At 73.8% G+C, this 14,393-nt stretch carries 13 protein-coding genes and 4 tRNA genes; 11 read left to right on the top strand and 6 right to left on the bottom strand.

Going from position 1 to position 14,393, the window contains the following annotated elements:
• The first annotated feature begins 267 nt into the window (after positions 1-267).
• The 9 genes from HCJ92_RS15610 (at position 268) to HCJ92_RS15570 (ending at position 6,559) form a co-directional block, all read left to right on the top strand.
• Positions 268-339: transfer RNA gene (locus HCJ92_RS15610), tRNA-Gly, on the top strand.
• A gap of 87 nt (positions 340-426) precedes the next feature.
• A tRNA-Gly gene (locus HCJ92_RS15605) sits at positions 427-498 on the top strand.
• Between the two features lie 86 nt (positions 499-584).
• A tRNA-Gly gene (locus HCJ92_RS15600) sits at positions 585-657 on the top strand.
• A 215-nt stretch (positions 658-872) separates the two neighbouring features.
• Positions 873-1,880 (top strand): ABC transporter ATP-binding protein, encoded by a 1,008-nt coding sequence (locus HCJ92_RS15595; protein WP_167934202.1) that lies wholly within the window; start codon positions 873-875, stop codon positions 1,878-1,880.
• A complete protein-coding gene (locus tag HCJ92_RS15590; RefSeq protein WP_338054196.1) occupies positions 1,880-2,731 on the top strand; it encodes an ABC transporter permease in 852 nt (283 codons plus the stop codon). Before HCJ92_RS15595 ends, HCJ92_RS15590 begins: the two co-directional genes overlap by 1 nt.
• 185 nt (positions 2,732-2,916) lie before the next feature.
• The gene (locus tag HCJ92_RS25010; protein ID WP_338054195.1) at positions 2,917-4,380 is read left to right on the top strand and encodes a sensor histidine kinase; all 1,464 of its coding nucleotides are present in this window, start codon (positions 2,917-2,919) and stop codon (positions 4,378-4,380) included.
• An 82-nt stretch (positions 4,381-4,462) separates the two neighbouring features.
• Complete coding sequence (locus HCJ92_RS15580) at positions 4,463-5,065, top strand: response regulator (RefSeq protein ID WP_338054197.1); 603 nt, start codon at positions 4,463-4,465, stop codon at positions 5,063-5,065.
• Between the two features lie 120 nt (positions 5,066-5,185).
• A tRNA-Gly gene (locus tag HCJ92_RS15575) sits at positions 5,186-5,258 on the top strand.
• Positions 5,259-5,389: 131 nt separating this feature from the next.
• Positions 5,390-6,559: a GlxA family transcriptional regulator gene (locus HCJ92_RS15570; protein WP_167934200.1), complete on the top strand. Its 1,170-nt coding sequence runs from the start codon at positions 5,390-5,392 to the stop codon at positions 6,557-6,559.
• Positions 6,560-6,719: 160 nt separating this feature from the next.
• Here the strand turns inward: HCJ92_RS15570 and HCJ92_RS15565 are convergent, their stop codons facing one another.
• The 4 genes from HCJ92_RS15565 to HCJ92_RS15550 form a co-directional block, all read right to left on the bottom strand.
• Positions 6,720-7,646, bottom strand: coding sequence for a phosphoribosylaminoimidazolesuccinocarboxamide synthase (locus HCJ92_RS15565; protein ID WP_167934199.1), 927 nt, complete (start codon positions 7,644-7,646; stop codon positions 6,720-6,722).
• Between the two features lie 93 nt (positions 7,647-7,739).
• Positions 7,740-8,474 carry a hypothetical protein gene (locus HCJ92_RS15560; RefSeq protein WP_167934198.1) on the bottom strand — a complete coding sequence of 245 codons (735 nt, stop codon included), beginning with the start codon at positions 8,472-8,474 and terminating at the stop codon, positions 7,740-7,742.
• Between the two features lie 109 nt (positions 8,475-8,583).
• Complete coding sequence (locus HCJ92_RS15555; protein ID WP_167934197.1) at positions 8,584-8,799, bottom strand: DUF397 domain-containing protein; 216 nt, start codon at positions 8,797-8,799, stop codon at positions 8,584-8,586.
• On the bottom strand, positions 8,796-9,626 hold the full coding sequence (locus HCJ92_RS15550) for a Scr1 family TA system antitoxin-like transcriptional regulator (protein ID WP_167934196.1): 831 nt from the start codon (positions 9,624-9,626) through the stop codon (positions 8,796-8,798). The genes HCJ92_RS15555 and HCJ92_RS15550 overlap by 4 nt, the downstream gene beginning before the upstream one ends.
• Before the next feature lie 226 nt (positions 9,627-9,852).
• Between HCJ92_RS15550 and HCJ92_RS15545 the strand changes: the two genes are divergently transcribed.
• Together HCJ92_RS15545 and HCJ92_RS15540 are read left to right on the top strand one after the other, a co-directional pair.
• Positions 9,853-10,020, top strand: coding sequence for a hypothetical protein (locus HCJ92_RS15545; protein ID WP_167934195.1), 168 nt, complete (start codon positions 9,853-9,855; stop codon positions 10,018-10,020).
• Positions 10,017-10,517: a hypothetical protein gene (locus HCJ92_RS15540; RefSeq protein WP_167934194.1), complete on the top strand. Its 501-nt coding sequence runs from the start codon at positions 10,017-10,019 to the stop codon at positions 10,515-10,517. The genes HCJ92_RS15545 and HCJ92_RS15540 overlap by 4 nt, the downstream gene beginning before the upstream one ends.
• 85 nt (positions 10,518-10,602) lie before the next feature.
• On the opposite strand, the gene HCJ92_RS15535 is transcribed toward HCJ92_RS15540, so the two are convergent.
• Both HCJ92_RS15535 and HCJ92_RS15530 read right to left on the bottom strand, forming a co-directional pair.
• Complete coding sequence (locus tag HCJ92_RS15535) at positions 10,603-12,123, bottom strand: N,N-dimethylformamidase beta subunit family domain-containing protein (RefSeq protein ID WP_167934193.1); 1,521 nt, start codon at positions 12,121-12,123, stop codon at positions 10,603-10,605.
• Between the two features lie 393 nt (positions 12,124-12,516).
• Complete coding sequence (locus tag HCJ92_RS15530; RefSeq protein WP_167934192.1) at positions 12,517-14,142, bottom strand: M48 family metalloprotease; 1,626 nt, start codon at positions 14,140-14,142, stop codon at positions 12,517-12,519.
• Positions 14,143-14,393: the final 251 nt, after the last annotated feature.

Genomic DNA, 14,393 nt, shown 5'->3' with positions numbered 1-14,393 from the left:
GGGCGGGCTCCGACCGGCCGGTGTCGATCGGCGTCCGCCCGTCGGCGCCCCGGTGCCGGGCCGGGCGCGTTCGCACGCCCCGCGCACCCCGGCGGAGCCTCCCGGCGCGACCTCCGGGCAACGCGCCGTGCGGGCCCGGTCGGGACGGTCCGCGAATGCCCGACAGCCCCTGAGCGGCCTCGACTTGCCATCCACCCCGGGTGATCGGCTAGAGTCTGGAACACGCCGCGAGGGGCAAGGCAGAAATGCCGAGCCACCCGGGGTCGTGCGGGCGTAGCTCAGTAGTAGAGCGCCCCTTTTCCAAAGGGGAGGCGCAGTGTGCAATTCCTGTCGCCCGCTCCGGTTCGCCGGAAAGCTTCTCAGGGAGCGATCCGTCGATCCCGGTCGCACAGACCAACACCCGGTTTCCATCTCGGTGGATTCCATGCGGGCGTAGCTCAGTAGTAGAGCGCCCCTTTTCCAAAGGGGAGGCGCAGTGTGCAATTCCTGTCGCCCGCTCCGGTTCGCCGGTCCCGTCCCTCCGGGGACGGGACACCGGCACCCGGTCACCAAGACCGACGGGTTCCCGCTCCTGGCGGGAACGCGCGGACGTAGCTCAGTTGGTAGAGCGCAACCTTGCCAAGGTTGAGGTCGCCAGTTCGAACCTGGTCGTCCGCTCGGTGACGAAGGCCCGGTCCTCACGGACCGGGCCTTCGTCGTTCCCGCACACCCCCGGCCGCACACCCCCGGCCGCTCGCCGTCGCACGCGCACCGCTCCCGCGCCCTCCGCACGCCAGGACGGCACCCCACGGCTGTGACCTCCTGACATTTGTCATGCGAGCTCATGACACGGCGCACTGCCGCCGGGGGCCCGGTGACGCGAAGGTTGAGTCATGACTGAGCACGTGATCGAAGTGACGGGGCTGCGACGGCGCTACGGAGGCGGCGGCTCGGCGGCCGGGGCCAAGAAGAAGGGCACCGGGATCGCCGGGGCCGCTCTCGGGCGGAAGCGCGGCGGGGACGACGGCAAGGGGTTCGAAGCCGTCCGCGGGTTGGACTTCTCGGTCCGCCGGGGCGAGGTCTTCGCGCTGCTGGGGACCAACGGCGCCGGCAAGACCTCCACGGTCGAGGTGCTGGAGGGCCTGGCGGCCCCCACCGCCGGCACGGTCAGCGTCCTGGGCATGGACCCGCTGACCGACCGCGCCGCCGTCCGCCCCCGGATCGGGATCATGCTCCAGGAGGGCGGCTTCCCCTCCGACCTGACCGTCACCGAGACCGCCCGCATGTGGTCCGGCTGCGTCAGCGAGCCCCGGCCGATCCAGGAGGCACTGGAGATGGTCGACATGGAGGACCGTGCCTCCACCCGGGTGAAGATGCTGTCCGGCGGCGAGCGCCGCCGCCTCGACCTCGCGATGGCGCTCCTCGGCTACCCCGAGGTCCTCTTCCTCGACGAGCCGACCACCGGGCTGGACCCCGAGGCCCGCCAGCAGACGTGGGCGCTGATCCGGCGGCTCCGCGACAGCGGCACCTCGATCATGCTGACCACGCACTACCTCGACGAGGCCGAGAAGCTGGCCGACCGGCTGGCGATCATGCACGAGGGACGCATCGTCCACGCCGGCACCCCGGCCGAGGTCACGGCGCAGCAGCCCAGCCGCATCACGTTCCGGCTCCCGGCCGGGGTGGCGCCGGCCCACCTGCCGGTGACGCTGCGCGCGGCCGAGTACGTCGACCGGATCGAGATCCGCACCCAGAACCTCCAGGACGACCTCGCCGAGCTGCTGCTGTGGGCCCGCCAGAACGGTGTCGCCCTCGACCAGCTCAACGCCCGCACCGCCTCCCTGGAGGAGGCCTTCCTCGACATCGCCCGGCAGCAGCCGCAGTACGAAGGGGCCCTGTGATGAGTGCCACGACCCAGCAGCCCTCGACCGACCGCCCGAACACCACGCCCCCGGCGACCGGGACGCCCGCCGCCAAGCGGCGGATGCCGGACAGGACCACGCTGCGCCGGCTCGGCGCGCTGAGCCGCGCCGAACTGACCCTGCTGGTGCGGAACCGCTCGGCCCTCTTCGGCGCCCTGCTGATGCCGCTCCTCATGGTCGGCTTCCTCCTCACCCTCGGCGACACCCTCGGCCTCGGCGACGGCAACCTGTCGGTGGCGGCGGTCATCGGCACCAGCGCCATCGGCATGGTGCTGCTGATGGCGGTCTACTCCACGCTGATCCCCGCCTACGTCGGACGGCGCGAGGAGCGCGTCCTGAAGCGGCTGCGCACCGGCGAGGCGACCGACGCGGAGATCCTCACCGGCACCGCGGTCCCCGCCGTGCTGCTCGCGCTGATCCAGTGCGCGGTCCTCATCGGGGTCGGCTCCGCCCACCCCTCGCTGTCGGCCCCCGTCCGGCCCGACCTGCTGGTCGTGGGCGTCGTCCTCGGCATGCTGATGATGGTCCTCATGGCGATCGTCACCTCGGCGTTCACCCGTACCGTGGAGAGCGCGCAGATCACCGCGCTGCCGCTGTTCCTCATCGCGATGATGACTTCCGGCATGATCACCCAGCTGGACACGCTGCCGGACGCCATGGCGGACATCTTCCGGATCATGCCGTTCACCCCGGTCATGGACCTGGTGCGGGCCGGATGGCTGGACGCCGGCGGCGGCGACGTCACGCGGGCCCTGCTGCTGGCCATCGCGTGGACGGCCCTGGCAGGCTACGCCGTGCGCCGCTGGTTCCGCTGGGATCCGCGGCAGTGAACGCGGCGCCCGCGACGGCTCCGGCGGACCCCGGTCCCCCGGAGCCGTTCCGGCATGCGGGCGACCGACCCGTTGCCGGGCCGTGCGGCGGGCAGACGCCCTACGGCGGCCCCGAGGTCCGGGGGGCGACAGCTGCGGGCGCCACGACGGGCCCGGCGGCGGGAGACCACTAGCGAGGAGCAGACGTGCAGCAGGCGTTGTCGGCGCTGAGGCGCTACCAGGGCAAGGGAAGCCGGGTGCACGTCCGGCACTACACCTACTCCGCGCTGTTCATCTTCTACTTCACCGAGGTGTGGCTGGTCGGCGTGTGGTTCTTCGCCATCGCGGACCTCGCGGAGCTCCCGGCGCGGCTGCTGCTGCTCGCCATCGGCTGGTCCCACATGGCACTGACCGTGGTCACCGGGCACCGCGCGTTGGAATCCTACGTCGACGGCACGCCCTGGCCGTCCCGCTTGTTCAACCTGTTGCTGGCGCTGACGCTGGTCGCGGTCGCCTACGGGCTGATCCTGGTGGCGACGGGCAGGACCAACACCGAAGCGGCGGTCACCCTCGCCTGGTTCCCGATGTTCTTCGCCGGCCCGGCGCTGCTGCTGCCCTCGCTCTGGCGGGGCATCGCCACGACCGCGCTGCCGGCGGCTGTGGCGTGGCTGTCGCTGATGGCGCTGGACGTCACGGGCGACGACTTCCTGACGGCGGTCCTGTGGACCCTGGGAGGCTGCGCGTTCGTCGGTTTCACCTTCCGCAGCTCGGGGTGGATTCTGCGGGTGATGGAGGAGCTGCACGCCGCCCGCGAGACGCAGTCGCGACTCGCCGTCGCGGAGGAGCGGCTGCGGTTCGGCCGCGACATGCACGACGTCCTGGGCCGCAACCTGTCCGTCATCGCGCTGAAGAGCGAGCTGGCGGTGCAGCTCGCTCAGCGAGGCTCCGCCGCCGCCGGTGAGCAGATGGCGGAGGTGCAGCGGATCGCCCACGAGTCGCAGCGGGAGATGCGCGCGGTGCTCCGCGGGTACCGGGTCGCCGATCTCAACGCGGAGATCGCGGGTGCGCGCGGCGTGCTGGAGGCCGCCGGTATCCGCTGCACGGTGGCGCCCGTCCCCTCGACCGCGCTGCCCCGCGAGGTGTCGGAGGCGCTCGGCTGGGTGGTCCGGGAGGGCGCGACCAACGTGCTGCGTCACAGCGAGGCGACCCGCTGCACGCTGCGGCTGGAGCTCCGCACCTCCCCCGGCGAGGGCGGGGAGGAACGGGAGGCGCCCCGCCGCGGACGCCTCGGGCTGGGCGCCCGACGCGTCCCGGCGGCGCAGAGCGAACCGGAGCGGACGGCGGCCCGGCGGCCGACCGCCGTGCTGACCATGGAGAACAACGGCGCCCCGGTGGACGCCGCGGACGGCACCTCCTCGGGGTCCGGGCTGACGGGGTTGGCCGAACGGCTCGCGTCGGTGGGCGGCACCGTGACGGCGGAGGCGGGAAAGGACGGGACGTTCGTGCTGGTCGGGCGGGTCCCGATGCCGTCCCCGGACGCGGCGGGGCAGGCGGAGAGTGCGGACGGCTCGGCGGGGCCCGGCCGTGGCCGGGCGGGCGACGGTGAGGTCGCGGAGGACGGCGGCGAGGGCCGGACGGAAGGGGAGCGAAACGATGACGCGACGGTCTGACGGCGGGACCGGCAGTGGCGACGGTGCGGACAGTGGCGGGGGCGGTGGTACGGGCGGCGCGAGCGGCGGCGCCGTGAGGCCGATCCGGGTGCTGCTCGCCGACGACGAACACCTCATCCGGGGCGCGGTGGCGGCGCTCCTGGCGTTGGAGGAGGACCTGGCGGTCGTCGCCGAGGCGGCCAGTGGCCCCGAGGCGGTGGCGATGGCGCAGGCGCACCGGCCGGACGTGGCGGTGCTCGACCTCCAGATGCCGGGGGCGGACGGCGTGGCGGTCGCCACGGCGATCCGCGCGGAGCTGCCGTCCTGCCGCACCATGATCGTGACCGGCCACGGTCGCCCCGGGCACCTCAAGCGTGCGCTGGCGGCCGGGGTCCGCGGGTTCATGCCGAAGACGGTCTCCGCGCAGCGCCTCGCGGAGATCATCCGCTCCGTCCATGCCGGGCAGCGGTTCGTCGACCCGGACCTGGCCGCCGACGCCATCAGCTCGGGGGACTCCCCGTTGACGACCCGCGAGGCGGAGCTGCTGGAACTCGCGGCGGACGGCGCCCCGATCGCGGAGATCGCCGAACGCGCGGCGCTCGCGGCGGGGACCGTGCGCAACTACCTCTCGGCCGCCGTCGCCAAGCTCCAGGCGGACAACCGACACGCGGCGGTGCGGATAGCGCGGGAGAACGGCTGGATCTGAGGCGACGTTCCGACGGCGGCGGGCCCCTCGCCGGGCCCGCCCAGGCCCCTGACCGGGTGGCGGGAGCACTGGCCGGCGGGGGGTATAGTTGCTTCTGCACCGGGCGCGAGCACGGGGCACGCGGACGTAGCTCAGTTGGTAGAGCGCAACCTTGCCAAGGTTGAGGTCGCCAGTTCGAACCTGGTCGTCCGCTCAGCAGAAGGCCCGGTCCTCACGGACCGGGCCTTCGTCGTTCACGGCCCGAGTCGGGCGGCACTGCCTTCGAGCGTGCGCATCGGACGGCCACGCCCCCTCCTCGCGCGCTTCGGGTGGAACACTGGCGACATGAGGTCGGAGCGGGGCACACCGCATCATTCGGACGGGGCCGACGACACCGAGCACGAGGCGGACCGCCCGCACCGCGTGGTGGTCCTCGTCCGGGACGACAACCTGCCCATCGAACTCGGCATCGTGCACCAGCTGTTCGGCAGCGCCAGGGCGACCGGCGACGGCAGGCGGCTGTACGAGGTGGTGACCTGCGCACTCCGGCCGGGCGAGCTGCGCACCGACGGTGACTTCGGCCTGCTGGTCCGCAACGGTCCGGAGGCGCTGGCGACGGCCGACACGGCCGTGGTGCTCTCCTCCCACGAGGACTACGACCGCTCCGGCACCGCGTTGCCGCGCGAGCTGGCGGCGGCGTTCGCCCGCATCCCGCCAGGCGCCCGCGTCGCCTCGATCTGCACCGGCGCCTTCGTGCTGGCGGCGGCGGGGCTGCTGGACGGCCACCGGGCGACGACCCACTGGCGGTACACAGACCGGTTCCGGCGGCTCTTCCCCCGCGTCGTCCTCGATCCGGACGTGCTCTTCACCCACAGCGTCGACGCGGGCCGGGAGGTCCTGACGTCGGCGGGGTGCGCGGCCGGGATCGATCTCTGCCTCCACCTGCTTCGGGAGGACCACGGCGCCGCCGTCACCAACGAGGTGGCTCGCGCGGCGGTGGTGCCGCCGTACCGGGAGGGCGGGCAGGCGCAGTTCGTCCGCCGCCCGGTGCCGGAGACGCACGCCCGCGGCACGGCCGCGGCACGGGCCTGGGCGCTGGAGCACCTGGCGGAGCCGATCACCGTGGGCCGGCTGGCGGCGTGCGAGTCGTTGAGCGTCCGGGCGTTCAGCCGGCGGTTCCGGGACGAGACCGGCATGCCGCCGCTGCGCTGGCTGATCGGCCAGCGAGTGGCGCGGGCGCGGCAGTTGCTGGAGGAGACGGACCTGCCGGTGGAGGCCGTGGCCGCGCGGGCGGGGTTCGGCACGGCGGTGGCGCTGCGGCAGCAGCTGCACGCGGCGGTCGGGGTCTCCCCCACCGCCTACCGGGCGACCTTCCGCGGCCCCAACGGCGGGGCTGGCGACGGGGCCGGAGGCGGGGCGGAAGGCGGCCCGAACGGCAGGGAGGCGGCGGAGGGCTGCCGGGAGGACGGGGGCGCGGGGACCGCTCCGGAGGAGGGCGAGCCCGCACCGGTGTGACGGCGGGGCCCGCCTGCACGCGGGGGCGGGGCATCCGAGCCGGGCATGACGAACGGCGGGCCAGCCCGTAGGTGGGGGCCCGCCGTTCGTCACCGACCGTTCGAGGGACGGCCCTTCGAGGGACGGCCCGTCGCGGGACGGCCTTCGGCGGCCGGCCCCGTCAGGCGAAGTCGTGCCCGGTCAGCAGGCGGTACGCCTCCAGGTAGCGCTCGCGGGTCTGCGCCACGATGTTCTCCGGCAGCTCCGGCGGCGGGGTGTCGCTGCTGCGGTCCCAGCCCGACTCGGGCGAGTTCAGCCAGTCCCGGATGAACTGCTTGTCGTAGGAGAACTGCGCCCGGCCGGGCTGCCACTCGTCGCGGGCCCAGAAGCGGGAGGAGTCCGGCGTCAGCACCTCGTCCGCGAGGTACAGGGCGTCGTCCTCGCCCTCCTGGGTACCGCCGCCCTGCGCCCAGCCGAACTCGAACTTGGTGTCGGCGAGGATGATGCCCCGCTCCCGTGCGATGTCGCGGGCGTGGTTGTAGAGCGCGACGGTGGTCTGCCGCAGTTGGGCGGCCTCCCCGGCTCCCACCTTGCGGGCGATCTCCTCGTAGGTGACGTTCTCGTCGTGCTCGCCCACGTCGGCCTTGGTCGACGGGGTGAAGATCGTGGTGGGGATCTCGGAGCCGTCCTGGAGACCCTCCGGCAGCATGACGCCGCAGATGGTGCGGTCGCGGCGGTACTCCTCCAGCACCGAGCCGGTGAGGTAGCCGCGTGCCACGCACTCGACCGGCGCCATGCGCAGCGGACGGCAGACGGTGACCCGCCCGGCCCACTCCGCCGGCGCCCCCGCGGGCACGTCGGTGGAGAGGACGTGGCCGGGGGCGATGTGCGCCAGCCGCTCGAACCACCACAGCGACAGCTCGGTGAGGATGCGGCCCTTGTCGGGGATGACGGTGGGCAGCACCCAGTCGAAGGCGGAGACCCGGTCACTGGCGACCATGATCAGCTCGCCGGCCTCGTTGCGGTACAGGTCCCGGACCTTGCCGGTGTGCAGGTGCACCAACCCCGGGACCTCGGCGGGCTCAGGCACTGTCACGAATCCGGGCACGACTTCTCCTTCAGGGGCACGGGAACGCTGTCACCGGTCATTCTCCCCCGGGAGCCCGGCGCGGAGGGCGTCGGGCCGCGCCGCGGGACGAGGTCACCACAGCCTCTCGGCCTCCTCCGGCGTCGGAGGCGCGAGCAGGGGGAGCGCGTCGCGCGCCGGCTCCTCCTGCCGGGCACAGCTCGACCGGACCGCGACGGACACGATCCACCGCTCGCCGATGGAGGCTCCGGGGTCGTACGCACGGTCCACGTCGAGCGCCGCCGTGTCGGGCCGGTGGAGAGCGTCGGTCGCGGTATCGGGCTGGGGCACGCCGCCCGTGTCGGGCACGGGGTCGGTGTCGAGGTCGCTCGCCGGGCGGGCCCAGAGCGTCAGTTCCTCGGCGCCCTGGCGGAGGTGCGCGCTCTGCTCGTCCGCTCGGCGCTTCTCCGGCGGGTGCGACCAACCGGCCGCACGCAGCGCCTCCGTGACCCGGCGCAGGGTCACGTCCGGCCGCTGCGCCGTCACGGAGACCGACCACTCGGCCGCCATCTCGTGCACTCCGGGGTCCAGTCGTTTGTGCATCGCCTTGCCGCCGGTCTCGTAGCACTGCGACGCGCGGAGACGGACCTCCGGAACCTCGCCGTCGTGCCCGACGACGTCGTACGCCGTCTGAAGCGCGCTCTGCATCCGGCCGGTGGTCTCCCGCACGTCCCCGCGCGGAACCGGTGGGCCGTCCCACAGCCGCGCGCAGCCCCACGCGCCGGCGAGCAGCACCAGCGCCACCACCGCCAGGCCGATGTCGCGCGCTCGCACCGGGCGCCGACCGGTCTTCGTGTCCGTCTCTTCCATGGCCGCGACGCTAGGGCGAGGCCGTGGCCGCGGGTCAGCGCGCGGATACTCAGAACGGTGCGACCGGCGCCGTGCCCGGAGTGAGTACCTGCGCCCTGACTGCGGGCCGTCAGTCGGAGAGCGTCTGCCGCCGCACAGCAGAGGTGAAGGCCGACCAGCCGGCGGGCGAGAAGGTCAGCACGGCACCGGCCGCGTCCTTGGAGTCCCGCACAGGCACCGACATCGGAACGGAGCCGCGCGAGAACTCCACGCACTCTCCGCCGCTGCCGTCGCTGTAGGACGACCGTATCCACTGCACGACTGCATGATGATGCGTGGCGCTCATGCGCGGTACTCCTTCAGAAGAGACTTCATGAGGGTCACTGAGGCGTCGGGTGACAGCGCGTGTGCTCTCAACAGATCATAGTCATCGAGCGCCGAAGCGAAGGCGTCTGCGGAGTCGTGCATCCGACCGCCCAGTCTCGTCTCCATGTAGAGCACGCCGGGGCCGTCTCTGAACTGGAGCAGGGTGTACGGCTTCATGTGGGCTGCGGGCGCCCCGGCGGAGAACGGGAGAACCTGCAACCGGACATGCGGCGACTGAACGGACCGCAACAGGTACTCGATCTGTCCGGCCATGGTCTCCGGACCGCCCACGACAGTTCGCAGTCCTGCCTCGAAGAGGATGATCCAGACCAGCGGGGGCTCGTCGGTCTCGAATACCTCGCGACGTCGCATTCTTGCTGCGGCCTTGGCTTCGATCGCCTCGGAGTCGCTGCGCGGATGCGCGGCTCTGAAGACCGCCCGCGCGTACTCCTCGGTCTGCACGATGCCCGTGACGAGGTTCGCCGTGTAGTACATGATCCGCGTCGCGCGGCGTTCGAGTTGGAGGTACGGCAGGAACCAACTCGGGTGGTCGCCCTCGTCGATCCTGCGGAGGAGATCCGAGAAGAGGCCGTTGGTGCCGAACGCGACGTCGCAGCCCTGCGCGAACCGTTGACTGGGCAGCGGCAGTAGCTTCCCGGACTCGACCTTGCTGACGTACCCCTCGCTGTAGCCCGCGGCGCGCCCGAGCTGCATCTGGGTCAGCTTCCTGCCGAGCCGTACCTGCTTGACGTCCTGACCGAACCGCTGCAACGGGTTCAAGCGCTCCTCGTCGAGTGCGTCACCCACCCGGCCTCACCTCCAGTTTCTCGACCTCTGGCGGCGTCCCCGCAGGCCACAAGCTTGCCCTCCGCCGTTCAAGAGTCTTGATGCTATTGGCCCCGACACTCTCCGCAGTGCCAAATCGACATAGTGCAACCGATCTGGTGGGAGAAGAAATGGCGCAGAACGAAACGCGAGCCGGGGCGCCCACAACCGTTCGCCACGCGCTCCGGAACACGACCGGTGGCCACCGGTGACCGAGGGGAACGCCGAGTCCCCGGCGATCGCCGTGGAGGACGTGGCGCTGTCGGAACTGCTCGACAGGAGCGCGGCGTTGGCCCGCGCCATCGACGAACACCTCGCGAAACTGCGACTGCAGGAGCCACCGGCGCCGGGGTCCCGTACAGGAGAAGGCCGATGACGCAGGCGATCCGTCGCGCCGAAGAGCGCCGGAGGCCGGTGGACGGCTACTGGTGCGAGACCGTGGTGCGCAGCCCGGACGCGGGCCGCGACTGGTACCTGGGCGGCTGCTGGGCGGCGAGCCCCGACGCGGCTCTCGACTGGCTGCGACGGCAGGGCCTCCGCCTGGCGACGGCCCTCGCCCCGCACCCCGGCCGTGAGCGGGGGACGGGGGCGCGCCCACCCGCTGAGGAACCCCAGCGTGAGCACCCCGGCCAGGTGTTCCGCGACTGGGCGAGGGACACGGACTTCCACGCCGTTCAGCGCCGGGCGCTGCGCGACGGTCACCCGGTCAGTGCCAACGCCCGCGATGTCGAGCGGATTCGCGGACTCGGCGAGGTCGAGGTGCTCTACTCGCTCTCCGCCCGCCCGGTACGTCTCGACCCCGAACCCTCCGCCGCTCCGGGGCCCCGGTCGGCGGTCGAAGCGGCACCGGCGCGGCGCTGTCGGTGCCGCTGATCGGTACCGCTGATCGGTGCCGCTGACGGGCGAGGTGAGGTCGCGTCGGCGGGGCTCGCGAGGGCACAGCGCCACGGCGGTCACGTCAGTCGCGGTCGGGGTCGCAGATGCGGTCGAGGAGGTTGGCGGTGGCCTGCTGGATGCGGTGGTCCTGGTGGCCGGGGCGGTCGAGCGCCGGGGACCAGGCGAAGGTGCCCGAGGCGAAGACCCACGCCCCGCTGCGGGTGCGGTAGAGCGAGGTCTCCTGATGGCGGCGGGTGCCGCTGTCGTCCTGGTACGGGGAGTGGGCGAGCAGGACCCGCTCCTCGTGGGCGGGCAGCGGAACGCGCGGGTGGTAGCGGTCGGCCTCCCCGGCGACCAGGCCGGGGAGGGCGGTCCCCTCCCCCGCGCCGGTCTTGTCCCACAGCCAGTGGCCCGCGTTGCGGACGATGAGCGGGCTGGGGCGCGGGACGCGACCGGCGTACTGGACGCCGAGGAGCTGCTGTTCGGCCTCGCCCTGATCGCGCCACCGCGCGGGCCGTCCCGGGCCACGGCGTTTGCGGCAGGTCAGCAGGCGGTCCCGGTCGCCGGAGGGCAGCGGCCCCAACTCGACTTTCCAGTACATGGAGTTGGCGGAGAGGAACACCAGTGAGGTGCCGAGGTCACGGGCCTGCTCGACCGCGCGGCGCATCGGGACCGACCAGTACTCGTCGTGGCCGGGGAAGACGATGCCTCGGTAGCGGGTGGGGTCGACCCAACCGGAGTGCAGGTCGCGCGCGGTGGCGTACGAGAGCTCGTACCCCATCCGCTCGGCCCAGCGGATCACGTCGTAGGCGTGGCCGACGTGCAGCGGCAGACCGGCGCCCGCGTACGGCCGGTCGAAGGAGACGGTGGTGGCGGCGCCGGACTCGCCGAGCAACCGGCCCTCCTCGTCCCAGGCGTGGTAGAGGCTGGCGCCGGTGCGGCCGTCCTCGGGGAAGAGGTTGTACGCCTGCCAGGTGATGTCCGGCAGCACCAGCAGCAGATCGGCCGGGCGCTGGTCTCGGACAGTGAAGGGGATGTGGGAGCGGTAGTTGCCGTCCCCGGTGGTCAGTACCGCGACGTGGGCGCCGGGGCGCCAGGCGGGCGAGACCTGGTGCCGCCAGGACAGCCACCAGTGGTGGCAGGAGACGGTACGGTCGGCGACCATCGGGGAGGGCTGTCTTGTACCGCTGAGCTGCGGACTCCGCACGAGCAGTTCGGCGCCGTGGCCGCCGGCGTGCCCGATGCGGTAGATGTCGATGCTGAAGTCCTGCGGCGGGTCCAGCGTCACCCGGAAGTCGATGTGCTGCCCCGGCTCCACCACGCAGTTGGGGGTGAACCCCTTGATCTGGCAGTGCTCGTCGTCCGGGGTGCGCGGGCCGCTGTCGCGGGAGCCGTCGCTCCGGGGGTCCCGCTGCGCGGGGACGGACGCGGTGTCGCCCAGTCCGGCGATGCCCGGGTCCGCGTACCAGGCGACCGGCGTGCGTCCGCCGTCGCGGTAGGTCTCCGTCCGGCGCAGCCAGGGCAGCGGGCCCTGGCCGAACGGGTCGGAGACCGCGTGGGCCAGGGCCCCGGACTCCCAGCGCCGACTCTGATCCGTGTTCACCGACACGCCCCTCCCTCGTCGCGCCGCCCGGCCGGCCCGGCTCCCCCGGGGTCGACGACCCCACCCGGCCGTCGTCATGACCAGCACATCACATATTGCTAGCGGGTCATCACCGCTGGTCGTTCACCTGGTCAATGCTTTGCCGTCGGTCACCGACGGGACAGCCCACTACATGGCGTTCTGGTCACTTACGGGTGATTCGCGGGGCTCGCGCGTGAGCCCCGCCCGCCTGGTCCGCACATCACCACGCGCCCGCGCGCCCCCGTCACACTCCGGAGCAACGTGCTCCGGGCGCGCGGCGTCCGGCGGCTCCCGACTGCGCGCTCCCACCGCACGCGCCGGCGCCCGGCGGCGGCTCCGGGCGGCGGTTCGCACCGCGCGCGGACGCGGAGGTCAGACACGCCGTACCAGCTTCTCCGAGTGCACCCCGACCTCGGCCAGCCAGCCGCGCAGCGGCTCGGGGTCGCCCTCGTCCACGAGGGCGAGGACCGGGTCGGAGAGGTCCGGAGCGCGTTCACCGTCCACGGTCAGGACGGGGCCGTCGAGCCAGTCCAGCGCCGGCGCGCCCCCCGCGGTGTCCACCACCGTGCGGCAGACGGCCGCCGCGACGTGCTGGGCGAGAAGCTCCCGGCCGCTGGGCGGCGGCGGAGCGGGAAAGGCGAGCGGGGCCGCGGCGATGCTGCTGGCCGGTGTCACCGGTTCGGCCTCGTGCTCCGCGCGGGCGGTCGCCGCCGCGAGCCGGGCGGCGAGCGCGTCCGTGAAGTCGCCGTCGTCGGAGGCGAGGCGGAGGAGTACCGCGCCGAGCGCCGGGGCCCGGTCGGTGCCGTGCGTGCGGGTCTCGACGGCGCCGAGCGCCACGGCCAGTCGCCCGGCCCGCTCCCGCCACAGCCGGTCCACGATCTGCGCCGGGTAGGCCGCCCAGTCGACCGCCTCCCAGGAGGGGGCGGAGGCGCCGGGCCCGGCGGGCGGCGGGCCGTGGAAGAGGCGGGCCGCCAGCAGCGACACCTCGCGGTCCACGCCGCCGGGGTCTTCGAGGAGGTCGCAGGCGGGGCGCTCACCGAGCCGTTCGGTGAAGCCGTCGGCCAGTCGGTCGCGGCGGGAGAGTTCGGTGAGGGAGGAGACGACACCGGCGTTGAGCCGACCGGGCCACCTGCCGAGGCGCCAGGCCGGGAGCGCGACCCGCGTCAGCAGGCGGTCCCACCCGGCGAAGGCGAGGCCGACCTGCTCCTGGGCCGCCTGGCGGAGGGCCGGGTCGACGTGGCGGGCGCGGGCGGAGGCCGCCGCGGCCACCCCGCGCTCCATCTCCGTGGCGTGGCTGCCCACACGCCGCAGCACGGCGCGGGCCACCGCCGCCGCGCAGGCGGTCAACGGGCGGCGCAGCCGGTTCGTCCCGGGGGCCGCGCCCGCGGCGGCGTCGAGGCCGCGGATGCAGCGCCGGGCGGCGGCGATGTCGGGATGCCGGGAGGGGCCGGTACCGGCGACGACCGGCGCGAGCAGCGCGCGCAGCTCCGGGGTGCGCAGCCACCACAGGAACGGGGAGCCGATGACCAGCACCGGCGCCGGACGGCCCGAGCCCGCCGGGTCGGCGGCGAAGGGCGCGGGGGCGCCCTCCCGGGCCGCCCCGCCGCGGCGGGGCGGTTCCTCCAGCCAGCTGTCGCAGTCCGGCGTCAGGGCGATACCGCTGGGGGCGGGGACGTCGAGGCGGTCCGCGAGATCGGCTATCAGCGCGTACAGGGCCGGCGCGGAGCGCTCGGGCACCGGCAGCGTCGGGGTGACGGGAGGCCGGGACCGGGCGATGGTGGCTGCGACCAGCAGCGCGGCGACCGAGAGCAGCCCGACGGCGGCGACCGCCGCCCACCGGAGCGGGGTCCAGCCCGCGGCGAGGTGCCCGTTGGCCACGGCGGCCACGGCGAGCGCGGCGCCGGCGGCGGGCAGCATCGCGACGGCGAGGAACCAGTTCCGCACCCGCAGGACGGCCAGGGCGTGATCCCGTGCTGATCCTTCGGCTCGCTGCCCCATACTCTGCCCTCCGCTCGCCGGTGTCCGACCGCGTCGCGCCGCACCGCTTCCGGTGCCGCCCGCCGCGTTGGCCCTCCCCACTCTGGCACCGGCCGCCGGTACCGCAACGTGCCGAGGTCCGAACGCGCGGCGGGGACGGGCGGAGCGGTCCGGCCGGGTCGTCCCGGGGCCGGACCGGTCGCGGCCGGTGCGCTGCGTGTCCGGTCCGGTCCACGGCTACGTGCCGGGCACCTCCGGCGAGGTCGCGCCGG

Source organism: Streptomyces spiramenti, assembly GCF_012034385.1.
GTDB lineage: Bacteria > Actinomycetota > Actinomycetes > Streptomycetales > Streptomycetaceae > Streptomyces > Streptomyces spiramenti.
The sequence above is the reverse complement of the archived record's forward strand: the minus strand, read 5'-3'. Positions and strand labels throughout refer to the sequence as shown.

Bases quoted from the DNA above. Each gene is read 5' to 3' on its own strand.
- HCJ92_RS15595 (WP_167934202.1), top strand. From the start codon at position 873: ATGACTGAGCACGTGATCGAAGTGACGGGGCTGCGACGGCGCTACGGA.
- HCJ92_RS15590 (WP_338054196.1), top strand. From the start codon at position 1,880: ATGAGTGCCACGACCCAGCAGCCCTCGACCGACCGCCCGAACACCACG.
- HCJ92_RS15570 (WP_167934200.1), top strand. From the start codon at position 5,390: ATGAGGTCGGAGCGGGGCACACCGCATCATTCGGACGGGGCCGACGAC.
- HCJ92_RS15560 (WP_167934198.1), bottom strand. From the start codon at position 8,474: ATGGAAGAGACGGACACGAAGACCGGTCGGCGCCCGGTGCGAGCGCGC.
- HCJ92_RS15555 (WP_167934197.1), bottom strand. From the start codon at position 8,799: ATGAGCGCCACGCATCATCATGCAGTCGTGCAGTGGATACGGTCGTCC.
- HCJ92_RS15540 (WP_167934194.1), top strand. From the start codon at position 10,017: ATGACGCAGGCGATCCGTCGCGCCGAAGAGCGCCGGAGGCCGGTGGAC.
- HCJ92_RS15530 (WP_167934192.1), bottom strand. From the start codon at position 14,142: ATGGGGCAGCGAGCCGAAGGATCAGCACGGGATCACGCCCTGGCCGTC.